Below are 21,588 nucleotides of genomic sequence, written 5' to 3'. Positions count from 1 at the left end.
AAATGCATGCGCCGGCCTCGCTTTGAGGCGGGACCGGCGCATGGTTTGTCCTCGCCGAAAGGAAGCATCGGGTGAAATACACATTCGATTTTGGATGGCTTCTCGACTATTATCCGCAGATCGCCAAAGGCATCGCCGTTACGCTGGAATTGATTGCCATTGGCGGCGTTCTCGGCATCGCACTTGGCATCGTCTGCGCCTGGGTGCGCGCGCTGGGGCCCAAATGGCTGCGGCCGCCGGTCGCGACCTATGTGGAGCTCATTCGCAACACGCCATTCCTCATACAATTGTTTTTTATCTTTTTCGGCCTGCCGTCGCTTGGCCTGCAATTGTCGGAACTGACCGCCGCCAATATCGCCATGGTGGTCAATCTCGGGGCCTATAGCTGCGAAATCATCCGCGCCGGTATTCAGGCGACGCCGAAGGGACAGTTCGAGGCGGGGGCAAGCCTTGCCATGACCCGTTTCGAAACCTTCCGGCATGTGGTTCTGGTGCCCTCGCTGCAACGCATCTGGCCCGCTCTTTCATCGCAGGTGGTGATCGTCATGCTCGGCTCGTCGGTCGTCTCGCAGATTGCCGCCGAGGATTTGACCTTCGCGGCCAATTTCATTCAGTCTCGCACCTTCCGCGCCTTCGAAGCCTATATGGTCTCCACCGTCATTTATCTCGTGCTCGCCATCCTTCTCCGGCAGGTGCTGGTGATGGGCGGCAACCTCATCTTTCCGCGCAGGAGTGTCCGATGATCGAATTCTCCACCTGGGATATTCTCAGAAACCTGCTGCTCGCCACGCGCTGGACCGTGCTGCTGTCGCTCGTTTCCTTCGCCGGCGGCGGCTTGGTGGCGCTGCTTCTGCTCTTCATGCGCATTTCCCGGAAAAAATCGATGCGGGCTTTCGCACGCTATTATGTCGAGCTTTTTCAGGGCACGCCGCTTTTGATGCAGCTCTTCATCGCCTTTTTCGGCCTCGGCCTGTTCGGCATCGATGTGCCGGCCTGGCTGGCAGCAGGCCTGACGCTGATCCTGTGGGCAGCGGCCTTCCTCACCGAAATCTGGCGCGGCTGTGTCGAATCCGTCGCGAAAGGCCAATGGGAGGCATCGGCAAGCCTTGCCATGGGACGCCTGCAACAGATGCGCTACGTCATCCTGCCGCAGGCCATGCGGGTCGCCATTCCGCCGACCGTCGGTTTCTTCGTGCAGGTCATCAAGGGAACGGCCGTGACCTCGATCATCGGTTTTGTCGAATTGTCCAAGGCCGGCACGGTCGTCACCAACGCCACCTTCCAGCCCTTCACCGTTTATGGCCTCGTCGCCCTCATCTATTTCGCGCTGTGCTGGCCTCTGTCGAAGAGCAGCCAGATCCTCGAAAGGAAGCTCAATGTCGCTCATCGAAATCACTGAAGTCCGCAAAAGCTATGGCAGCAACGAGGTTCTGAAGGGCATCAACCTCGATGTGGAGCCGGGTGAAGTCATCGCCATCATCGGCAAGAGCGGATCGGGCAAATCGACCCTGCTTCGCTGCATCAACGGGCTGGAGACGATCTCGGCCGGTTCCATATCGGTCGCCGGCGCGCAGCTTCTCGAAGACGATCTGCATCTGAAAGCCCTGCGGCTGAAGGTCGGCATGATCTTCCAGCAGTTCAATCTCTTCCCGCACCAGACCGTTGGCGGTAACGTCATGCTGTCGCAGACCGTGGTGAAAAAGACGCCGAAGCCGGAAGCGGAAGCCGTTGCCCGCAAGATGCTGGAACGTGTCGGGCTGGCGCATAAATTCGAGGCCTATCCCGATGAATTGTCCGGCGGCCAGCAACAGCGCGTCGCCATTGCCCGCGCGCTTGCCATGCAGCCCATCGCGCTGCTGTGCGACGAAATCACCTCGGCGCTCGATCCCGAACTCGTCGCGGAAGTGCTGGCCGTAGTGCGGGAACTCGCCGCCGAGGGCATGACGCTCCTGATGGTGACGCATGAAATGAAATTTGCGCGCGACGTCTGCTCCCGCGTCGTCTTCATGCATGAGGGCAGGGTGCATGAAATTGGCCCGCCGGAAGAGGTATTTTCCAATCCCGCAACACCCGAACTGAAGCAGTTCCTGGGCGTTGCCGCACGCCACTGAGAACCATTCGGATGCCCAACAAAAAAGGCCGGCGGGTGAAAACCTGCCGGCCTTTGATTTATGGGGTTTCGCGGCTTAGCGCTTGGAAACCGGAACGTAGTCGCGCTTGCCGGCGCCCGTGTAGAGCTGGCGCGGACGGCCGATGCGCTGCTGCGGATCTTCGATCATTTCGTTCCACTGTGCGATCCAGCCAACGGTGCGGGCGAGCGCGAAGAGAACGGTGAACATGGTGGTGGGGAAGCCGAGCGCCTTCAGCGTGATGCCGGAATAGAAGTCGACATTCGGGTAGAGCTTCTTTTCGACGAAGTAGGGGTCGGAAAGGGCGATCTTTTCCAGTTCCAGCGCGACCTGCATGATCGGATCGTCGGAGTTGCCGGTGGCTTCCAGCACTTCGTACATCGTCTTCTGCATGATCTTGGCGCGGGGGTCGTAGTTCTTGTAAACGCGGTGGCCAAAGCCCATCAGGCGGAACGGGTCGTTCTTGTCCTTGGCGCGGGCGATATATTCCGGAATTCGGTCAACCGTGCCGATTTCGTTGAGCATGTTGAGCGCCGCTTCGTTGGCGCCGCCATGAGCCGGGCCCCAGAGGCAGGCAATGCCAGCTGCGATACAGGCGAACGGGTTTGCACCCGAAGAACCGGCAAGACGCACCGTGGAGGTGGAGGCGTTCTGCTCGTGGTCGGCATGCAGGATGAAGATGCGGTCCATGGCGCGGGCCAGAACCGGATCGACCTTGTAATCCTCGCACGGCACGGCAAAGCACATGTGCAGGAAGTTGGAGGCGTAATCGAGGTCGTTCTTCGGGTAAACGAAGGGCTGGCCGATATGGTACTTGTAAGCCATGGCGGCGATCGTCGGCATCTTCGCGATCATGCGCAGCGAAGCGACCATGCGCTGGTGCGGATCCGTGATGTCGGTCGAGTCATGGTAGAAGGCCGAGAGAGCGCCGACCGTGCCGCACATGACGGCCATCGGATGCGCATCGCGGCGGTAGCCGGTGAAGAAGCGGCTCATCTGCTCATGCACCATGGTGTGGCGCGTGACGCGGGTGTCGAAGTCCTTCTTCTGAGCCGCGGTCGGCAGTTCACCGTAAAGCAGAAGGTAGCAGGTTTCCAGGAAGTCGCCCTGTTCGGCGAGCTGCTCGATGGGGAAGCCACGATGCAGCAGAACGCCCTCGTCACCGTCAATATAGGTGATCTTGGATTCGCAGGAGGCCGTCGACGTGAAACCCGGGTCGTAGGTGAAAGAGCCCGTGTGCTTGTACAGCGTGGCGATATCGACGACGCTTGGTCCGATCGTGCCTTCCCTGACCGGGAGTTCGACCTGCTTTTCGCCAAGTGTCACTGTAGCGCTTTTTTCCGTCATACTGATCCTCCGAAAACATGCGGGTGGGGGCGTTGAGACACGCCCCGCGGTTAAGCGTCTACCGATTAGCTATATGATCCTTGCGCAGATGCCAAGCTATCCAAAGGTCAAATTGTGCATTGCGGCAAACGCAATTGCCTTGCTTCCGTCTTTCCCGGCGATGGCAATTCAATCTCAGTCAACGCAGGGTTAAAGGAAAGGATTGCAATCCCTCGCATCCGCCTGCAAACCTGTTCCCGGTGCGGCAGGGGCGCGGCGCGGATTGCTCGGTCAAGGGGAAAAACAGCATTTCGGATATGCCGAAACGATGCAGGGCGATTTGCCCGGCACGGCGGAAATCCTTTATCCGCTTCGTAGAACCGGCGATGTCGCGACATATGGTACGCCCGCCCTTGTCGGCAAGCCGAAACTGCGAGTTGTCGCCTCTCAAAAAATCGCCGTATGCGTCGCCGAGGAGCGCGCATTCGGTCACGATTTTCTTTTCGTTCCGGTTTTCATCGGCTGCGGTGCGATCCTCTGGTTTTCCCTCAATACCTCGCCTTCATTCCTCGTTCTGGCGATCACATGTCTCATCGCCGCCGGTCTGGCGTTTTTCGCGAAATATCGCTCGGGCTTCGCAGCCACGGCCTGCGGCCTTTTCGCGCTGCTTTTGCTGGGCATGCTTTTCGCCGGGGTCGAAACGTGGCGTGCGGGAACAGTGGTGCTGGATACGCCCGTCACCACCACCATCACCGGCACGGTGACCCGAAGGGAGGTGGATGCGCGCGGGGACTGGCGATATGTGGTGCAACTCACAGCAACGGAAGCGCCGGCATTGTCACGCCCGCCGGGCAAGGTCTCGCTCCTGTCACGCGGGGGAGGCGAGCCCGCCGCGCTCGGCGCGACCATTCGTGGCAAGGCGCGGCTTTCGCCGCCATCCGGCCCGGCTCTGCCGGGGCTCAACGATTTCGCCTTCGCCTCCTATTTCAGGGGCATAGGCGCGACCGGATTCTTCTATAAGCCGCCACAGACGGTAACTCCACCCGGCATCGACGCGAAGACGGGCTGGCTGGAATGGGCCGACATGCGGCTCTATGGCCTTCGCACCGCCATTGCCGAGCGCATCCGCAACACCATCGGCGGCGATGCCGGCGCCTTTGCCGCCTCCATCGTCACCGATGAGAGACAGGCCATATCCGCCGAAACGATGGAAGCGTTGCGGCTCTCCGGCCTTGCCCATATCGTCGCCATATCCGGGCTCAACATGGCGCTGGCGTCGGGCATATTTTTCGTGGGACTGAGGCTTGCCTTCAGCCTTTTTCCGGCATTTGCGCAGCGCTGGCCCGTGAAGAAGATTTCGGCTTTCGCCGCGCTCTTGATGACGCTTGCCTATTATCTGATTTCAGGTTTCGCCGTCTCCGCCGAACGCGCCTGGCTGATGATGTCGGTGATGCTGATCGCGGTGCTGTTCGATCAACCCTCGCTCAGCCTCAGGAATGTTGCGCTTTCCGCTTTGGTCATTCTTGCTTTTTCGCCCTCGGAAATCATGGGTCCGAGCTTCCAGATGTCTTTTGCCGCGACCATCGCGCTCGTCGCCTCCTATGCCGCCTGGAGCCGCTGGCGTATCGATCGCGAGCGTCTGTTTATCGGGCGCAAACCGGCATGGATGACGGTGGCGCAAACGGCGGGCGCCATCGTTGGCGGTGTCATCACGACGTCGCTGATCGGCGGTCTTTCGACGGCGATCTATTCGGTCGAGCATTTTCAGCGTGTCACCACCTATGGACTTTTCGCCAATCTGGCCGCCATGCCGCTGATGTCGCTGATTGTCATGCCTTTCGGCCTTTTCGCCATGCTGTTGATGCCTTTCGGGCTGGATGCGCCATTTCTGAAGGTCATGGGGTACGGCATGGCCCTCGTCATCGAGGTTGCGCAGGAGGTGGCGTCCTGGGGCGGAAGCGCTGCGACGGGCCGGCCGCACGGGTGGTTTCTGGGGCTCGCCTCGGCTGGTTTTCTGCTGTTGACATTGCTGCGCAGCCGGCTTGCGCTTCTGGGCATGCCGCTTCTGTTCCTTGCCTTTGGCCTGTCAGCCGCCACGGCCTATCGCGATCCGCCCGATTTGCTTGTTCATGAGGATGGCGAGCTGGTGGCGCTGCTGGAGGACGGCAAAGCCTATACGACGAAGGCTCAGCCGCAGGGTTTCGTTTATGGCCAGTGGCAAAGGGCGCTGCTTTTACCGGAACAGCCTGTGCCGCCGGTCTTTCTCAAGACCGAGGCTACGGCAAAAACCGTGGCTTTGGCCCCGAAGGCGAAGCTTGATCCGCAAGAGATGAGCGCGGTTGCACGGCAGATGACGGCGGCCCTGAGAGACGCCGAGCCCGGTGTTTTCACCTGCAGCAAAGGCATATGGTGCGTTGCGCGCGCGGGAAGCGGCGAATGGATCATCGTTTTGGAAGATGGCCGCTTTGCCGGAAAGGCTTGCGATATTGCCGATATCGTTATCGTCTCCCGCAGAACGTCCTTTTCCCAATGCCGCTCGGGCGCACTTCTGCTGAACCGCGATATCCTGCGGCGGATCGGTTCGCTGGAAATGGACTTCGCCGGCAGCGATCAGGCAGGGGTGGTCGGCAGACTGCGCGCCGCAATCGCCGGCATGGACAGGCCCTGGAGCGAACATCGCTATTACGACTGGAAAAGCGGCCGTTTCGATCACGACGTGCCTGATGCCGTCATGCGGTTGCTGGCGGCATCACAATAAAGTGCCGCCAGCATGGGTCGTCAGGCCTTGATGCGCAGATCCGCCGTCAATTCGCCGATCCCGCTAATTTCCTCTTCATGCGCCGCGTCGCGCCAGACTTCCTTCAGCCCGGCCTCGTACCATTCGCGCATGGCGGGAAGGGTGAGCAGCCGGTCGCAATAGGCTCTCGCCGCGGGCGAAAGTTCCGCGCCATAAGTCTGGAAACGAAATGCCACCGGGCAGAAGAAGGCATCGACCGCCGTGAATTTCTGGCCGGCAAGAAAAGGCCCGCCGAATTTCGCGAGTCCTTCGCTCCACAGCGTATCGATGCGCTTTATATCGGCCGCAAGCCCGGTATCGCCACCCTTCGGTTTTACGCGAATGCCGACCGACATCGGGTAGAGATTGCGCAGCGAGGAAAAGCCCGCATGCATTTCGCTCGCCGCGGAACGTGACCAGGCCCGTGCCTGCTTGTCGCTCGCCCAGACGCCCTGGTGTCTTTCCGCCAGATATTCGGCGATCGACAGCGTTTCCCAAATTGTCACGCCCTCATCGACAAGGCAGGGCACCTTGCCGGTCGGCGAGAAGGTGGAGAAGGAAACGCCTTCGCCGAAGGGAACGAGTTTTTCATCGAAGGCGATGCCGAGCGTGCGCATCAACACCCACGGCCGCAGCGACCATGAGGAATAGTTCTTGTTGGCGATATAAAGATCATACATGACGTGTTTCCCCGATATGACGCGCATTTCTATACCGGCGGATGGCCCTTGGAATATTGCAAATAATCCATGGCTCCCATAAGCCGCGTTGATGAATGGCAAGGTGAGGGCAGGGAGAAGGAGGCATATCTACCTCACCGCCCGGAGATGAGGGCGAAACACACCCTCTCTTTACTTCCGCAGAGCCGCTCTGTTCCAGAGAACAAGCCAAGATGCCTCAAAGGGAGCGCCATCGTCTCGATGACGCCCTTAGCGAAAAAAGCGGGCTGCCAATTAATGGTAGCGGCGGATCAGCCCAACCAGCTTGCCCTGGATTTTCACCCGATCCGGCCCGAAAATACGGGTCTCATAGGCGGGGTTGGCGGCTTCCAGTGCGATGGAGGCTCCCTTGCGGCGGAAACGCTTCAGGGTCGCTTCTTCATCATCCACCAGTGCTACGACGATATCGCCAGGATTGGCCGTGTTGCCGTTGCGGATTATGACGGTATCGCCATCAAAAATGCCGGCTTCGATCATCGAGTCGCCCTTGACCTCAAGAGCGTAATGTTCGCCCGAGCCGAGCATGTCGACCGGCACGGCCACATCATGGGTGTTGTTCTGGATGGCGGAAATCGGCACACCGGCGGCGATACGGCCCATGACCGGCACGGTGACTGCACCGCCGAGATCATTGGCCGGCGCCTTGGGGGCAGGGGCCGGCTCCGGCGTCTTTGGCTTGCCGAGGCTGCCTTCGATGACGCTCGGCGAGAAGCCGCGCTGCGGCCTTGCACCCGGCGCATAGGCCTCAGGTAATTTGATCACTTCCAGCGCGCGCGCCCTGTTAGGTAGCCGGCGAATGAAGCCGCGCTCCTCGAGTGCGGTGATCAGCCGGTGGATGCCGGATTTGGAGGCAAGATCGAGTGCGTCCTTCATTTCATCGAAGGAGGGCGGCACGCCGGACTCTTTCATTCTTTCATGAATGAAGAGAAGCAATTCCTGCTGTTTGCGCGTGAGCATGAGGAAAACACCCTTGAGAATCGTCGTTGAAGTCGCGAAACAAATACAGAACGAACACTATATGTTCCATATGTGTTCCGCAATCCCCTAAAATTTCGTGAAGGGTGCATCGCAGATCGTGATTTGATCGTCGAAACCATGAACAAAGCAGATTTAACGACGTAGGCGGCACGTCTTGAATACTAAAACCACCGACCGGATAGACCCGGCCGGTGGTTTCTGGCTGCCGATTTGCTACGGGCCGAACGTCAGTAGATCGTGAGCGCAGGAATGAAGCTGACTGCGATGAGAAGCAGCATCGCCATGGTGAAGAACGGCCACAATTCCCTCGTCGTCGCGCCGAGCGGCGCTCTGGCTATGGAGGACGAGATGAAGAGCGTGGTGCCGATCGGTGGCGTATAGAGCCCGATACCGAGATTGATCACCATCATCATGCCGAGCTGCACCCGGTCGAGCCCGATCATATCCGCAAGCGGCACGAAGATCGGTCCGAGCAGCAGGATTGACGGCGGCAGATCGAGCGGCATGCCGATGATCAGCATCAGGACGTTCATCATCAGAATGATCAGGATCGGGTTGGAGATATTCTCCGCCACCCAGGTGGCGAAATGCTGGGGCGCCTGATCGAAGGTGAGCACCCAGCCCACCGCCGCACTGCCCATGATGACCAGCATGACGACGCCGGTTGCGGAGCCAGCCTCGACGAAATTGTCGCAGAAACGCTTCCACGTCAGATCGCGATAAAAGAAGATGCTGAGCACGAGCGAATAGACGACGGAAAGAACGGCCACTTCGGTCGGCGTTGCAAAGCCGAAGCGCAGGCCGAGGATGATCAGGATCGGCAGAAGGATCGCCGGCAGGCTGCGGAATGCAAGTAGTGCCAGATCGCGCTTGCGGATGCGTTCGTCTCGCACCGCATAGCCACGCCGCACGGCAATGGCCCAGCAGACGAAGATGAAACCGACCGCCATGAGCAGGCCCGGCAGAATGCCGGCGATGAACAGATTGGCGATACTGACGCCGCTGACCAGCGAATAGAGGATCATCGGGATCGACGGCGGAATGAGCACGTCGATGACGGCCGAGGTGGCATTGTTGGCCGCACAGAGGGGAGCGGGATAGCCCTGGCGCTTTTGCCATGGAATGAGCACCGAGCCGAGCGCGCTCGCATTGGCGACCGCCGAGCCGGAAACGCCGCCGAACACGACCGAGGAAATGACGGTGGTGGAAAGCGGGCCGCCGCGCCAGCGCTGCATGGCCTTGGAGGCCAGCTCCAGAAGCTGGGTTCCAAGTTTGCCGCCGAGCATCAGCGTGCCCGCAAGCATGAAGAACGGCAGCGCCAGCATCGGGAAAGACTGGGTCTGGTCGTAAACCTGCTGCGCCACGATCGAAAGCGGCACATAACCGTTCCACAGCACGGCGACGCCCGCAGAGATGATCAGCGCATAACCGACCGGAACCGCAATCATCATGAGAATACAAAATGCAATGATCATCACGATGGTCATAGCGGCATCTCCTCGGTTGCACCGTGCGGGCGCGCATGCCAGCCGCCGGAGAGAATGCGCAGGCTTGCCGTTGCGGTGGTGATCGAGACCAGTGCCGCGCCGAAGGCGATGGAATAATATCCGATGCTGTTGGGCAGTTGCAGCACAGGGCTGATTTCCGCGCCGGCGATCTCGGCGACGACAAGCGCCTGCTGCGCGAGAATGACGAAGCTTGCGACCGTCACGAGATTGGCGAACAGCAGAACCGCCACCTTGCCGCGTTCGTCGAACTTGTCATAAATCCATTCAACCGCCATATGCGCGCCGCTCTGCGCGGCAAGGGTAATGCCGGCAACGATGAACCATGGAAACAGCATGGTCGGCAGTTCTTCCGCAAAATCCAGCCCGCCGGATGTCGATAGATAGCGGACGATGACGTTTGCGGTCATGATGACCGTAAGCAGAATGCCGGTTGCCACGATGATGATGCGGCAGAGGATGGCGATGAAACTGTCAACGCGATTGGCGGCGGACAAGGCTCCTTCGAGCATTGGCGCATCTCCTGAAAACTGAAACCGTATGAATGTCGGTGTGAGCGAGGCTCCCGCCGATCCTGTCGGTGGACATGAAGGCGAGGCCGGGCGGCATGAACCGGCCCGGCATCCTGATCGTCAGCCCTTGGCGGCCTTTTCCAGCTCAGCGACGAAATCGCCGAAGGGCTTCTGCTTCCATGTCTCCAGCACCTGCGCGGTCGCTTTCGCGAAAGCGGCGTGGTCGATGTCTTCCACCACCTCGATGGCGGCATTGGCCTTGAAGGCGGCCAGCGACGCGCTTGCCTTTTCCGCCGAGAGTTTGCGCTGAAGCGCCCCCGCCTCCTTCGCCGCCGCCTTGACCGCCTCGAAATCCTTGCCCAGCCGCCCCTCGGCGAATTTGGACATCAGGAACGGGGTGGACTCCCATTTATGGGCGGTGAGGCTGATATGTTTGTTGACCTCGTAAAGCTTGGAGCTTTCGATATTCACGAGCGGATTTTCCTGCCCGTCGACGACGCCCTGCTGAAGCGCGATGTAGAGTTCGCCGAAGGCGATCTGAACCGTCGCCGCATCGAGCGCCTTGAAAATATCCATCGTCATCGGGTCGGCGGGGGTACGGATTTTCAGGCCTGCGACGTCCTGCGGCTTGGTGATGGCGTGTTTGGAATTGGAGACATGGCGGATGCCGTTGTCCCACCAGTCTAGCGGCACGATGCCGACCTTCTGGAAGCGCGCATCGAGCGATGCGCCGACATCGCCTTCGAGTACCTTGATCGCCTGATCGGCGTTGCTGAACAGGAAAGGCAGGCCGAGCGCCGCGAGTTCTGGAACAACGCTCGAAACCGGACCCTGGCTGTTGGCGGTGAAATCCAGCGCCCCGGTGCGCAGGCTGGTCAGCATGGCGGCGTCGCTGCCAAGCGTTTCCGAACCGGCGACATTGATCGCCACGCGGCCTTCGGTTTTCTGGGCAACGAGTTCCGCGAATTTCGTGGCCGCGATCGTGCGCGGATTGCCGGGCGCCGCGCCATGGCCGAGCGTCAACGTCGTGGCGGCCCGGGCGTTGCGGGCCGTCGTCAGAATGGCCGGCGCCGCCAGTGCCAGTCCGGTACCGGTCAGGAACATACGCCTGTTGATGGAAATACTCATTTTTCTCCTCCCTGGATTCAAACACCCTCGGCGTTGTCCGATCACGCGGATAACGCGCTCCACTCCCTTGAAACCGCCGGCTCCCTCCGGCTGATTCCGCACCATGTTTCAGCTTCAGCCTTTAGACCGAACCGTGCGGTACTTCAAAACTTTCATTCTCCAGCCACGCCCTTGCGCGCGCCACGATCATCGCCGTCGAGATGCCGTAGCGGTCATGCAGGGTGGGCAAGGCACCCGCATCCAGAAAAGCATCGGGCAGGGCGATCTGCCGCAGGCGCGGCGCCCGGCCGCTTTTCATCAGCGCCATCGCCACGGCCTCTCCAAGCCCGCCGATTTCGCTGTGGTTTTCCGCCACGATGACCAGACGATCCGCCCGGTCCACTTCCGCGAAGATCGAGGCGGTATCGAGCGGCTTGATGGTGGGGGAATGCAGCACGGCGCAGCCGACGCCCTCCTTCTCAAGCAGGGCAGCCGCTTCGAGAACCCGCATCGTCAATATGCCGGACGATATGAAAAGGACCTGCGCACCATCGCGGATAAGCTTCGCCTTGCCGAGTTCGAACCGATAGCCATATTCTTCGAGCACCACCGGTACCTGGCCGCGCAGCAGGCGCATATAGACGGGGCCGTTATAATCCGTAATGGCCGGCACCGCGCCTTCTATGTCGGTCGCATCGCCCGGGTCGATGATCGTCATGTTCGGCAGCGCGCGAAAAATCGCCAGATCGTCGGTTGCCTGATGGCTGGGGCCGTAACCCGTCGTCAGGCCGGGCAGGGCGCAGACGATCTTCACCGGCAGGTTTTCCTCGGCAATCGCCATGGCGATGAAATCATAGGCGCGGCGGGCGGCGAAGACCGCATAGGTGGTCGCAAAGGGCACGAAACCTTCGCGCGCCAGACCGGCCGCAGTGCTCATCAGGAGCTGCTCGGCCATGCCCATCTGATAAAAGCGTTCGGGAAAGGCTTTGGCGAAAATATGCAGGTCGGTATATTTGCCGAGATCGGCGGTGAGGCCGACAATATTCTCGCGTTCCTTCGCCAGCTGAACAAGAGCGTGACCGAAGGGCGCAGGCCGTGTCGGCTGGCCTTCGGCGGCGATGGAGGCGATCATCGCCGATGTGGTGAGGCGCTTCTGCGGAGCTGCTGCACTCATTGCGGCCGTCCTTCTTCAAGCGCGTCGAGCGCCAGCTTCCATTCATGTGCTTCCACGCGAATGAAATGGGTGATTTCGCGGTTTTCGAGAAAGGGCACGCCGCGGCCCATCCGGGTATCGAAAATGATGGCGCGCGGCCTATCATCGGTAAGTGACATGGCGATATCGAAGGCATCTCGAACCTTGTCGATATCGTTGCCATCCACGCGCTGCACATGCCAGCCGAAGGCCGCGAATTTGGCGTCCACGGGTTCGGAGGACAGCATCTCGCGGGAAGGGCCGTCCGCCTGCTGATTGTTGAAATCCACGAGATTGATGAGATTGCCGAGCCTGTGATGGGATGCCCCCATGGCGGCTTCCCAGGTGGAACCTTCGCCCAATTCGCCATCCGACATCAGGTTGATGATGAATCGGTCGGAATTCTTGCGCTTAAGGCCGAGAGCCATGCCCACCGCAATGCCAAGCCCATGGCCGAGCGATCCGCCGGTGATTTCCATGCCCGGCGTATAGGAGGCCATGCCGGACATGGGCAGGCGCGAGCCGTCGCAGCCATAGGTCTCCAGCTCGTCTTCCGGGATGACGCCCGCCTCGATGAGCGCTGCGTAAAGCGCAATCGCATAGTGGCCGATGGAGAGCAGAAACCGGTCGCGGCCTTCCCAGTGCGGATCGTCCGCCCGGTAACGCATGGTGTGAAACCAGGCCACCGCCAGAACATCGGCAATACCGAGCGCCTGGCCGACATAACCCTGTCCCTGCACCTCACCCATCAAAAGGGCGTTGCGCCGGATGCGCCAGGCGCGTTCCGCCAGCGATACATTCGCCAGCGCCGCTTCCTTCGTTGCATCTGCGTGCCGATATCCCTGAGCCATGGTTTCCTCCTCCCGGTCAGAAAAATCGAAGCCGGTTTCCCGGCTTCGAAAGGTGGTTTTCAGTGAATGAGCATTCCGCCATTCACGTCGACAACCGCACCGGTGACGTAGGAGGAGAGGTCCGAGGCGAGGAAGAGATAGATATTGGCGACATCGATGGCGTCGCCGAGACGGTTGAGCGGAATGCCCTTGAGAATGTCGCGGCGCATGTCGTCGGTCAGCTTGCCGCCGGTAATGTCGGTCCGGATCAGGCCGGGAGTGACGGAGTTGACGCGAATGCCGTCGGGGCCGAATTCACGCGCCATGGCCTTTGCGAGACCGAGAACGCCCGCCTTGGCCGCCGAATAATGCGGCCCGCCGAAAATGCCGCCGCCACGTTGCGCGGAGACCGATGACATGCAGGCAATGGAGCCGCCGCCATTGTCGCGCATATTGGGAATGAAGGCCTGGCTGAAATTCAGCACACCGGTCATGTTGACATCGACGATGCGCTGCCAGTCTGCGCCGGTGATATCGAGCGTCTTCACCGGCTGCGTAATGCCGGCATTATTGATGAGGATATCGATCTTGCCGAAAGCGGCGATGACTTTTTGCGCGGCTGCCTCGCAGGAGGCGCGATCCGCCACATTGCCGCCGACGCCGAGATGCTCGCCGCCATCCACTTTTTCAAGCGAGGCCGCGGCTTCGATGCTGCCGGCTTCATCCAAATCCACGATGGCGACGCGGGCGCCGTGGCGGGCGAAAAGTTCCGCCGTGGCGCGGCCGATGCCACGCTTGCTGGCGGCGCCTGAAATAACCGCGGTCTTTCCATTCAACAACATAAGCAATCCTCCCAAGCCGGGCGGGCCGGCTCCATACGCTTGACGGCGGTGCTCCCGACCTGCCGCCGCATCCCGTCCTGCGACGAATGCAGCCTCGATATTGCAGATGGGCAGAGGGCGCTTCAAACGCGAAGTTTACATCATCTCATGAATCTGCTTCAGTAATCGAATGTTGAACGGCATTTCACTCACCTCCATCCGCGCCTTCGAATCCGCCGCCCGGCTCGGCTCATTCCGCGCCGCTGCCGACGAGCTCAACCTGTCGGCGAGCGCCGTCAGCCACGCCATCGTCAAGCTCGAAAGGGTGCTCGGTACGCCGCTTTTCGAGCGCACCACGCGAACCGTGCGCCTGACAGCGGCGGGGCAGACGCTTCTGACACATGCATCGAACGCCTTCGAGGAGTTACGGCAGGGCATTGAGGTGGTGTCCTCCAACCGCTCCCATCTTCTGCGCCTGCATTGCGCGCCGAGTTATGCTGCGCAGGTATTGTCTCCGCGCCTGCCGCAATTCTTGAACGCCAATCCGGGGATCGAGGTGCGGCTGGCGGCCAGCACCGCCTATGTGCGTTTCGTCGATGGTGAATTCGATGCCGATATCATCTATGGCGAACCGCAGGGAGACGATCTCATCATCATTCCGCTGGGCAGCGAGCGTGTCACGCCGCTGTGCTCGCCGGCGCTCGCGGACGAGATCAGGACACCCCGGGATTTGAACCGGCAATTGCTTATTCGAAGCGACAACAAACGTCTGCAATGGCCGGACTGGTTCGAGGCCAATGGGCTCGGCAAGCCGCCCATTCAGGCCATGAGTTTCGACCGCAGTTTCCTGGCGATCGATGCCGCCGCCAATGGCGTCGGCGTGGCGCTGGAATCCACACGCCTTGCCCATCGCGAGATAAAATCCGGGCGGCTGGTCGCGCCCCTGAGCGGCGCGACGCAGGACCTTCACTATGTCGGCCATTATCTCGCCTATCCCAAATCCGGCAGCCAGCGCAGGCTGGCGAGACGGTTTGCCGACTGGCTGATCGAAGATCTTCAGGATCCCGCATTTGAATAGGAATGTGGTTGTTACGTGAATTGAATTCACTGGCGCGTTAATTTTTTCCGCTTGCTCACGAGCGGACCTCTCCGTCATTTTCCGGTCGGAATAATGAGGTTGCAGCGTGATCGGCATCGTCCCTTCGGCTGCGGCTCAAGGGGAGGATTGCATGAAAGATCGCATCATATCGGCGTCCGGCGCGCCATATGACGGCTATGGGCGCGAGGAGATGCTGGAAAGTGTCGCCAGGATCGGTTTTCGCCATGTGGAGCCTGCCTTTATCGTCGGTTACACCGAACCATTCGACGAGAGCGCGTTCCTGCCGGCTGAAATGGCCTCATGGCGCCGCTCGCTTGATGATGCCGGGCTCGGCTGCCATGCCGTGTCGTCGCATATCGATCTTGGACTGGACGATTCCGTAGAAATTTTCACCGGCAGAATGGCTTTTGCGGCGGGAATCGGCGCGAGGGTAATCGCCACCAATGCCTCGGCCCGGCAGCGTGAAGACCGGTTCCTGCGCAATATCGAGGTGCTTCTGCGCCGTGCCGAGGCCTTCGGCATCGTGATCGGGCTGGAAAACCCCGGCGATGGCAGCGACAACCTTTTCAACATTGCGCAGGAGGGCGTCGCGCTCACGCGGCGTTTCGGCTCCCCATGGCTGGGGCTGAATTATGACGCGGCCAATACCGCGTCCCACCGTCCGCAACTCAGGAATTTTGCCGATGACGCGGTGGCGGCGCTGCCCGCCTCGGTCCACGCACATATCAAGGACGTGAAACGGACGCCGGAAGGCTGGTTTTTCGTGCCGGTGGGCGAGGGCGATATCGATTGCCGCAAGCTGCTCGGTGAGATTGCCAAAAAGCCGGAGATGCCGATCAGCATCGAGTTTCCAGCGCGCCTTCACCGTCGCGCGGATGCCCAGCCGGTAAGGCGTATCAGCCCCGCATCGCTTCGGGAAATAGAGCAGGCTCTGGCGGTTTCGCTAGACGCGGTCAAAAGAGGATTGGCCGGGGGTGGAGCCGCAAGCTCGGTCGCTGTCGCCTGAGAAGCGGCAGGGGCTGGCGTAGACGGCATAAAGGAGGAGAGTAATGCAGAGATTTGTGAATAATCCCGACGAGGTCGTCGAGGATACGGTGAAAGGCTTCGTCAAGGCCCATCGCGACATCGTGCGCCTTGCGGAAAATGCGCGTGTCGTCGTCGCCAGGGGCGCGCCGGTCGCCGGCAAGGTCGGCGTGGTTACGGGCGGCGGCTCCGGGCATGAGCCGGCCTTTATCGGTTACACCGGCCGCAACATGCTCGATGCCGTCGCCGTCGGCGAATTGTTTTCATCACCCACGGCCAAGAGCTTTCACGACGCGATCCGCGAGGCCAATGGCGGCAGGGGCGTGATCGTGCTCTACGGCAATTATGCCGGCGACAATATGAATGTGAAGATGGCGACAAAGCTCGCCGCCAAAGACGGCATTGAGATCGCCACCGTCGTCGCCAATGACGATGTGTGTTCCGCTGCCCCCGAGGAGCGTGAGAAACGCCGCGGTGTCGCTGGCGAAATCTTCATGTGGAAGGTCGGCGGCGCCAAGGCGGCAAGCGGCGCTTCGCTGGAGGAGGTGCGGGCCACCGCCCAGAAGGCCATCGACAATTGCCGTTCGATCGGCGTCGGTCTCGGCCCCTGCACCCTGCCGGCGGTCGGCCATCCCAACTTCCAGATCGAACCGGGCGCGATGGAAGTGGGCATAGGCCACCATGGCGAACCCGGCGTTCGCGTCGAGAAGCTGAAATCCGCCGCTGATGTGGCGAAGGACATGTGCAAGATCGTGCTCGACGATCACAACCTGCCGGCCGGCAGCGAGGTGGCGGTGCTGGTCTCCGGCCTTGGCGCGACGCCCGTCAACGAACTCTACATCCTCAACGACACGATAGAATCCGAGATTTCGGCGCGTGGCCTGAAAATCCACAAAACCTATATCGGCAACTATTTCACGTCGCTTGAGATGGTGGGCGCGACTTTGACCGTGATGGCGCTGGATGACGAGCTGAAACCGCTGCTCGATGCCGAGGCGCTTTGCACCGTTATGCTGTGAGGAGAAAATTCATGCAGTCTTTTCAGAACGCCAAGGCCGGCGACATCGTTCTCTCCATGGCCGAAAGGATCATCGAAAACCGCGCCTATCTCAGCGAGATCGACGGTAAAATCGGCGATGGCGACCATGGCGTGAACATGGCCAAGGGATTCGGCATGGCGGCAGACCGGCTGAGAGGGCAGGACGCCTCGCTTGCCAAGGCGCTCGATACGCTTGGCACGATCCTGATGACGGAAATCGGCGGTTCCATGGGGCCTCTTTATGGGGTGATGTTTACGGAATTCGCCGAGAAAATCGAAGGTGCCGAGGTTATCGATGCGCCGTCCTTCAGCAGAATGCTGCATGCCGGTCTCGAAGGCGTCAGTTCCATCGGCTCGGCCAAGGTGGGCGACAAGACGCTGCTGGATACGCTGGTGCCGGCCGTTACGGCATTCGACACCGCCACCGCCTCGGGCGCGTCATTCCACGATGCCGCCGCAGCCCTTGTGGCCGCCGCGGAAACCGGCAGGGATTCGACCATCGATCTCGTGGCGAAGATCGGCCGCGCCAGCCGTCTCGGCGAGCGCTCGCTCGGTGTTCTCGATGCGGGCGCCACCTCCTGCGCGCTCATCCTGCGCAGCCTTGCCGAAGGCGCACAGGCCAGATTGCAATCGTGAAAACAGAAGATAGCGGCTGCAGCCCGTCGGGGCTCGCGCGCGACTAACGGGAGACATCGAAATGAGAATTGTCGCAGGCGCCGACAGCGCCGGAAAACCCCTGCTGGATGCGGTGCTCGCCCATCTCTCGGGCAGGCAAGGGCTGACGGTCGTGGATCGAAGCCAGGATGGATTTTATGCCGATCTGGCCGAGGCCGTGGCCGGCAGCATCATCGCCGGTGAATTCGATCGCGGCCTCTTGTTCTGCGGAACCGGCATCGGCGTCTGCATTTCCGCCAATAAGGTGCCCGGCATCCGAGCCGCCTTGACCCATGACACCTATTCCGCCGAACGCGCGGCGAAATCCAACAACGCCCAGATCATCACTATGGGCGCCCGCGTGATCGGCCCGGAACTGGCGAAAGCCATCGTCGACACCTGGCTGGCATCGGATTTCGATCCGAAAGGATCTTCGGCGAAAAACGTGGAGGCGATCAACCGTCTCGACGCCTGCCGGTGAGCCATAGGTGCGTGACCGGGCCGGCCCGGCGAAGCTGATCGTTTGCATTGCTGGCGTCATCTGTGCTTTTGTCACGCACAAACCGGCTCGGCTTGACGCCCTGCCGCGCAGCACAGGGGCTCGAAAATGGCGAACCGAAATAGTGTCGATCATCTCGTTTTGCCGGTACAGTCTCTTGCCGTGGCGAAAGACCGCCTTGAGCTTCTCGGCTTCACCGTCGCGCCGGAGGCCCTCCATCCCTTCGGTACGCAGAATGCCTGCGTTTTCTTCACGGACGGCACCTATCTGGAACCGCTCGCGATTGCTGACCCGGCTAAATATAATGACTCGGTGAACAGGGGCGATGTATTCACCGGTAGGGATCGGGCCTTTCGGCAACGTCATGGCGAGGAGGGTTTTTCGGCCGTGGTGGCAAGAAGCGAAAGCGTCATTGCCGATCATGACAGGTTTTCCGCATCCGGCTTCTCGGCAGGCGATATATTTGAATTTTCACGGCCCGTGCGGATGCCGGACGGCTCACAGAGTGAGGCGGCATTCCGGCTGGCTTTCGCAGCGAGCGGCGCGGCTTCGGATTTCTTTCTGTTCAGCTGCCAGCGATTGCAGGCTTTGCCGAACGACCGGGCGGTGCTGGAGCGCCACGCCAATGGTGCTTCCGGCCTCAGCGAGATCGTTCTGTTTTCCGGCGGCGATCCCAACGCGGTCCGTCTGATCGAAACGGTATTTGCCTGTGAGGAGGAGATGTCTCCAGATGGAGATATTATTTTTGCGACAGGCAATGTGCGCATCAGGCTGAACCAAAAACCGGCCTTCAGCGAAAGCCTGCTCAATCCTCCCAATGGACTGCACGGCGCAGGCATCGTTTTTTCCGTTGACGATCTTGCCGTGACAGAAGCGGTGCTTGCTGCTAATGGCGTCTCCAGCGCAGAAGCGGGCGGCCGTCTGGTGGTGTCCGCCGCGCCCGGTCAGGGCGTTGCATTCGCCTTCGAGGAAAAATGATGAGCGTTACGAACAATCTCAAAGTCACCGCCGGCGACGGCGCCAATTCTGTTTCCTTTTCCAATACAGAGCGATTTTCCCTGATCGCTGGCCCCTGCCAGATGGAAAGCCGGGAACATGCTTTCATGATCGCTGGCGTCCTGAAGGAGCTTTGCGACAAGCTGGGGATCGGGCTCGTTTATAAGTCGTCCTTCGACAAGGCGAACCGTACGTCGCTTTCCGGCAAGCGCGGCATCGGCCTCGAGAGCGCCATGCAGGTTTTCGCCGATCTCAAGAAGGAATTCGGCTTTCCTGTTCTGACCGACATTCACACCGAAGAACAATGCGCCATCGTTTCCGAAGTGGTGGATGTGCTGCAAATCCCGGCCTTTCTCAGCCGCCAGACCGATCTTCTCGTCGCCGCCGCGAAAACCGGTCGCGTCATCAACGTCAAGAAGGGCCAGTTCCTCGCCCCCTGGGACATGAAGAACGTGCTGGCCAAGCTGAATGAGAGCGGCAATCCGAATGTGCTTCTGTGCGAGCGCGGCGCCTCCTTCGGTTACAACACGCTTGTTTCCGACATGCGCTCGCTGCCGATCATGGCTTCGCTCGGCGCGCCCGTTGTCTTTGACGCCACCCATTCGGTTCAGCAGCCGGGCGGACAGGGCGGTTCCACGGGCGGCCAGCGCGAATTCGTCGAGACTCTGGCGCGGGCGGCGGTTGCTGTCGGCGTCGCCGGGCTTTTCATCGAGACCCATGAGGACCCGGACAATGCACCGTCCGACGGCCCCAACATGGTTCATCTGAAGGACATGCCGAAACTGCTGGAAAAGCTGCTCGCCTTCGACGCCATTACCAAAGCCTGAGGGGCGGGGCGGGCACTGTCTGTGCCAATCGATTTTAATGGCGGGCGGGCCGTTTCTGCCGCCTGTCGTCATTGTAATTTCTTCGCCATCGTCTAAGACAGGCGACGGAAAATATCTGTTCCATTCCCAAGGGAGAGACCATGACTGCCATTACCGATATCATCGCGCGCGAAATCCTCGACAGCCGCGGCAACCCGACCGTTGAAGTCGATGTCTATCTCGAAGACGGCTCCATGGGCCGCGCCGCCGTTCCTTCGGGCGCCTCCACCGGCGCGCATGAGGCGGTTGAGCTGCGCGATGGCGGCAAGCGTTATCTCGGCAAGGGCGTGGAAAAGGCGGTTGAAGCCGTCAATACGGAAATCTTCGACGCCATCGGCGGCTTCGACGCCGAAAACCAGATCCAGATCGACCAGACGATGATCGTGCTCGACGGCACGCCGAACAAGTCGCGCATCGGCGCCAACGCCATTCTCGGCGTATCGCTTGCCGTCGCCAAGGCTGCCGCCGAAGCCTCCGGCCTGCCGCTTTACCGTTATGTCGGCGGCCCGAACGCGCATCTGCTGCCGGTTCCGATGATGAACATCATCAATGGCGGCGCGCATGCCGATAATCCCATCGACTTCCAGGAATTCATGATCCTGCCGGTCGGCGCGGAAAACATCCGCGAAGCCGTGCGCATGGGTTCTGAAGTGTTCCATACGCTGAAGAAAGAACTGGCGGCACAGGGTCACAACACCAATGTCGGCGACGAGGGCGGTTTCGCACCGGGGCTCGAAAGCGCACCGGCCGCACTCGATTTCATCATGAAGTCGATTGAAAAGGCCGGCTACCGTCCGGGTGACGACATGTTCGTCGGTCTTGACTGTGCATCGACCGAATTCTTCAAGGACGGAAAATACGTTCTCGAAGGCGAAGGCCGCACGCTGGAATCGGGCGCAATGGCGGAATATCTGGCGGAACTCGTTGCCAAGTACCCGATCATTTCCATCGAAGACGGCATGGCCGAAGACGACTGGGAAGGCTGGAAGACGCTGACCGATCTCATCGGCAACAAGTGCCAGCTCGTCGGCGACGATCTCTTCGTCACCAACTCCGCGCGTCTTCGCGACGGCATCAAGATGGGCGTTGCAAACTCCATCCTCGTCAAGGTCAACCAGATCGGTTCGCTCTCCGAGACGCTGGATGCGGTCGAGACAGCGCACAAGGCCGGTTACACCGCAGTCATGTCGCACCGTTCTGGCGAGACGGAAGATTCCACCATCGCCGATCTCGCGGTCGCCACGAACTGCGGTCAGATCAAGACCGGCTCGCTCGCCCGTTCCGACCGGCTCGCAAAGTACAACCAGCTGATCCGCATCGAAGAAATGCTCGGCCCACAGGCGGCTTACGCCGGCCGTTCGATCCTGCGCGGGTAACGTGTGTTCGCGGGGCGGTAGAGCCCCGCTGACCGGCTGACCGAAGTTGACAACAGGTCTGGCAACACATTCGACGTCATCCTCGGCCTTGTGCCGAGGATCTGCCAATGTCCCACCAACTTGAGACGTTGCAGATGCTCG

General features: G+C 60.6%; 21 protein-coding genes. 12 read left to right on the top strand and 9 right to left on the bottom strand.

Annotated elements, in window-relative coordinates:
• Positions 1-71: 71 nt before the first annotated feature.
• From ACQZ5G_RS03080 to ACQZ5G_RS03070, 3 genes are read left to right on the top strand one after another with little or no spacing between them, the layout of a single operon-like run.
• Positions 72-743 (top strand): amino acid ABC transporter permease, encoded by a 672-nt coding sequence (locus tag ACQZ5G_RS03080; protein WP_035261720.1) that lies wholly within the window; start codon positions 72-74, stop codon positions 741-743.
• Positions 740-1,399, top strand: a complete 660-nt coding sequence (locus tag ACQZ5G_RS03075) for an amino acid ABC transporter permease (protein ID WP_003521390.1) — start codon at positions 740-742, stop codon at positions 1,397-1,399. Before ACQZ5G_RS03080 ends, ACQZ5G_RS03075 begins: the two co-directional genes overlap by 4 nt.
• Positions 1,377-2,111, top strand: a complete 735-nt coding sequence (locus ACQZ5G_RS03070) for an amino acid ABC transporter ATP-binding protein (protein WP_448736954.1) — start codon at positions 1,377-1,379, stop codon at positions 2,109-2,111. Before ACQZ5G_RS03075 ends, ACQZ5G_RS03070 begins: the two co-directional genes overlap by 23 nt.
• 75 nt (positions 2,112-2,186) lie before the next feature.
• Here the strand turns inward: ACQZ5G_RS03070 and gltA are convergent, their stop codons facing one another.
• The gene (gltA, locus tag ACQZ5G_RS03065; protein WP_003502585.1) at positions 2,187-3,476 is read right to left on the bottom strand and encodes a citrate synthase; all 1,290 of its coding nucleotides are present in this window, start codon (positions 3,474-3,476) and stop codon (positions 2,187-2,189) included.
• 307 nt (positions 3,477-3,783) lie between these two features.
• On the opposite strand from gltA, the gene ACQZ5G_RS03060 reads away from it, so the two are divergent.
• The gene (locus tag ACQZ5G_RS03060; protein ID WP_448737072.1) at positions 3,784-6,213 is read left to right on the top strand and encodes a ComEC/Rec2 family competence protein; all 2,430 of its coding nucleotides are present in this window, start codon (positions 3,784-3,786) and stop codon (positions 6,211-6,213) included.
• Between the two features lie 20 nt (positions 6,214-6,233).
• Here ACQZ5G_RS03060 and ACQZ5G_RS03055 read toward each other — a convergent pair whose 3' ends face one another.
• The 8 genes from ACQZ5G_RS03055 to ACQZ5G_RS03020 form a co-directional block, all read right to left on the bottom strand.
• Positions 6,234-6,911, bottom strand: a complete 678-nt coding sequence (locus tag ACQZ5G_RS03055; RefSeq protein WP_448736953.1) for a glutathione S-transferase family protein — start codon at positions 6,909-6,911, stop codon at positions 6,234-6,236.
• 273 nt (positions 6,912-7,184) lie between these two features.
• On the bottom strand, positions 7,185-7,907 hold the full coding sequence (lexA, locus tag ACQZ5G_RS03050; protein WP_035261730.1) for a transcriptional repressor LexA: 723 nt from the start codon (positions 7,905-7,907) through the stop codon (positions 7,185-7,187).
• A gap of 248 nt (positions 7,908-8,155) precedes the next feature.
• Positions 8,156-9,415 carry a TRAP transporter large permease subunit gene (locus ACQZ5G_RS03045; RefSeq protein WP_448736952.1) on the bottom strand — a complete coding sequence of 420 codons (1,260 nt, stop codon included), beginning with the start codon at positions 9,413-9,415 and terminating at the stop codon, positions 8,156-8,158.
• Positions 9,412-9,945, bottom strand: coding sequence for a TRAP transporter small permease (locus ACQZ5G_RS03040; protein WP_448736951.1), 534 nt, complete (start codon positions 9,943-9,945; stop codon positions 9,412-9,414). The genes ACQZ5G_RS03045 and ACQZ5G_RS03040 overlap by 4 nt, the downstream gene beginning before the upstream one ends.
• 120 nt (positions 9,946-10,065) lie before the next feature.
• Positions 10,066-11,073: a TRAP transporter substrate-binding protein gene (locus ACQZ5G_RS03035; protein WP_448736950.1), complete on the bottom strand. Its 1,008-nt coding sequence runs from the start codon at positions 11,071-11,073 to the stop codon at positions 10,066-10,068.
• A gap of 121 nt (positions 11,074-11,194) precedes the next feature.
• Complete coding sequence (locus ACQZ5G_RS03030; protein WP_448736949.1) at positions 11,195-12,226, bottom strand: transketolase family protein; 1,032 nt, start codon at positions 12,224-12,226, stop codon at positions 11,195-11,197.
• A complete protein-coding gene (locus tag ACQZ5G_RS03025; protein ID WP_174056732.1) occupies positions 12,223-13,095 on the bottom strand; it encodes a transketolase in 873 nt (290 codons plus the stop codon). Before ACQZ5G_RS03025 ends, ACQZ5G_RS03030 begins: the two co-directional genes overlap by 4 nt.
• A gap of 59 nt (positions 13,096-13,154) precedes the next feature.
• On the bottom strand, positions 13,155-13,916 hold the full coding sequence (locus tag ACQZ5G_RS03020; protein ID WP_448736948.1) for an SDR family NAD(P)-dependent oxidoreductase: 762 nt from the start codon (positions 13,914-13,916) through the stop codon (positions 13,155-13,157).
• A 169-nt stretch (positions 13,917-14,085) separates the two neighbouring features.
• Here ACQZ5G_RS03020 and ACQZ5G_RS03015 point away from each other — a divergent pair, with 169 nt between their 5' ends.
• From ACQZ5G_RS03015 to eno, 8 genes are all read left to right on the top strand, one after another.
• Entirely contained in the window at positions 14,086-14,973 is an 888-nt protein-coding gene (locus ACQZ5G_RS03015) for a LysR substrate-binding domain-containing protein (protein ID WP_035262423.1), read from the top strand.
• Between the two features lie 151 nt (positions 14,974-15,124).
• Positions 15,125-16,000, top strand: a complete 876-nt coding sequence (locus tag ACQZ5G_RS03010) for a sugar phosphate isomerase/epimerase family protein (RefSeq protein ID WP_448736947.1) — start codon at positions 15,125-15,127, stop codon at positions 15,998-16,000.
• Positions 16,001-16,043: 43 nt separating this feature from the next.
• Entirely contained in the window at positions 16,044-17,036 is a 993-nt protein-coding gene (locus ACQZ5G_RS03005; RefSeq protein ID WP_448736946.1) for a dihydroxyacetone kinase subunit DhaK, read from the top strand.
• A gap of 11 nt (positions 17,037-17,047) precedes the next feature.
• Positions 17,048-17,692 (top strand): dihydroxyacetone kinase subunit DhaL, encoded by a 645-nt coding sequence (gene dhaL / locus ACQZ5G_RS03000; RefSeq protein WP_448736945.1) that lies wholly within the window; start codon positions 17,048-17,050, stop codon positions 17,690-17,692.
• 61 nt (positions 17,693-17,753) lie between these two features.
• A complete protein-coding gene (derI, locus tag ACQZ5G_RS02995; RefSeq protein WP_003521371.1) occupies positions 17,754-18,191 on the top strand; it encodes a D-erythrulose-4-phosphate isomerase in 438 nt (145 codons plus the stop codon).
• A 126-nt stretch (positions 18,192-18,317) separates the two neighbouring features.
• On the top strand, positions 18,318-19,187 hold the full coding sequence (locus ACQZ5G_RS02990) for a VOC family protein (protein WP_448736944.1): 870 nt from the start codon (positions 18,318-18,320) through the stop codon (positions 19,185-19,187).
• A complete protein-coding gene (gene kdsA, locus ACQZ5G_RS02985) occupies positions 19,187-20,032 on the top strand; it encodes a 3-deoxy-8-phosphooctulonate synthase (RefSeq protein WP_059762556.1) in 846 nt (281 codons plus the stop codon). Before ACQZ5G_RS02990 ends, kdsA begins: the two co-directional genes overlap by 1 nt.
• A gap of 140 nt (positions 20,033-20,172) precedes the next feature.
• Positions 20,173-21,447: a phosphopyruvate hydratase gene (gene eno / locus ACQZ5G_RS02980; protein ID WP_003521367.1), complete on the top strand. Its 1,275-nt coding sequence runs from the start codon at positions 20,173-20,175 to the stop codon at positions 21,445-21,447.
• Positions 21,448-21,588: the final 141 nt, after the last annotated feature.

It is taken from the genome of Agrobacterium sp. 22-214-1 (assembly GCF_053522465.1).
Note: the sequence above shows the minus strand (reverse complement) of the source record. Positions and strands in the feature narration are given on the sequence as shown.

Coding starts and splice junctions, on each gene's coding strand:
- ACQZ5G_RS03045 (WP_448736952.1), bottom strand. CDS start 9,415: ATGACCATCGTGATGATCATTGCATTTTGTATTCTCATGATGATTGCG.
- ACQZ5G_RS03020 (WP_448736948.1), bottom strand. CDS start 13,916: ATGTTGTTGAATGGAAAGACCGCGGTTATTTCAGGCGCCGCCAGCAAG.
- ACQZ5G_RS03030 (WP_448736949.1), bottom strand. CDS start 12,226: ATGAGTGCAGCAGCTCCGCAGAAGCGCCTCACCACATCGGCGATGATC.
- ACQZ5G_RS03035 (WP_448736950.1), bottom strand. CDS start 11,073: ATGAGTATTTCCATCAACAGGCGTATGTTCCTGACCGGTACCGGACTG.
- ACQZ5G_RS03060 (WP_448737072.1), top strand. CDS start 3,784: ATGCAGGGCGATTTGCCCGGCACGGCGGAAATCCTTTATCCGCTTCGT.
- ACQZ5G_RS03015 (WP_035262423.1), top strand. CDS start 14,086: ATGTTGAACGGCATTTCACTCACCTCCATCCGCGCCTTCGAATCCGCC.
- derI (WP_003521371.1), top strand. CDS start 17,754: ATGAGAATTGTCGCAGGCGCCGACAGCGCCGGAAAACCCCTGCTGGAT.
- ACQZ5G_RS03025 (WP_174056732.1), bottom strand. CDS start 13,095: ATGGCTCAGGGATATCGGCACGCAGATGCAACGAAGGAAGCGGCGCTG.
- lexA (WP_035261730.1), bottom strand. CDS start 7,907: ATGCTCACGCGCAAACAGCAGGAATTGCTTCTCTTCATTCATGAAAGA.
- dhaL (WP_448736945.1), top strand. CDS start 17,048: ATGCAGTCTTTTCAGAACGCCAAGGCCGGCGACATCGTTCTCTCCATG.
- eno (WP_003521367.1), top strand. CDS start 20,173: ATGACTGCCATTACCGATATCATCGCGCGCGAAATCCTCGACAGCCGC.
- ACQZ5G_RS02990 (WP_448736944.1), top strand. CDS start 18,318: ATGGCGAACCGAAATAGTGTCGATCATCTCGTTTTGCCGGTACAGTCT.
- ACQZ5G_RS03075 (WP_003521390.1), top strand. CDS start 740: ATGATCGAATTCTCCACCTGGGATATTCTCAGAAACCTGCTGCTCGCC.
- gltA (WP_003502585.1), bottom strand. CDS start 3,476: ATGACGGAAAAAAGCGCTACAGTGACACTTGGCGAAAAGCAGGTCGAA.
- ACQZ5G_RS03010 (WP_448736947.1), top strand. CDS start 15,125: ATGAAAGATCGCATCATATCGGCGTCCGGCGCGCCATATGACGGCTAT.
- ACQZ5G_RS03040 (WP_448736951.1), bottom strand. CDS start 9,945: ATGCTCGAAGGAGCCTTGTCCGCCGCCAATCGCGTTGACAGTTTCATC.
- ACQZ5G_RS03070 (WP_448736954.1), top strand. CDS start 1,377: ATGTCGCTCATCGAAATCACTGAAGTCCGCAAAAGCTATGGCAGCAAC.
- ACQZ5G_RS03005 (WP_448736946.1), top strand. CDS start 16,044: ATGCAGAGATTTGTGAATAATCCCGACGAGGTCGTCGAGGATACGGTG.
- ACQZ5G_RS03055 (WP_448736953.1), bottom strand. CDS start 6,911: ATGTATGATCTTTATATCGCCAACAAGAACTATTCCTCATGGTCGCTG.
- kdsA (WP_059762556.1), top strand. CDS start 19,187: ATGAGCGTTACGAACAATCTCAAAGTCACCGCCGGCGACGGCGCCAAT.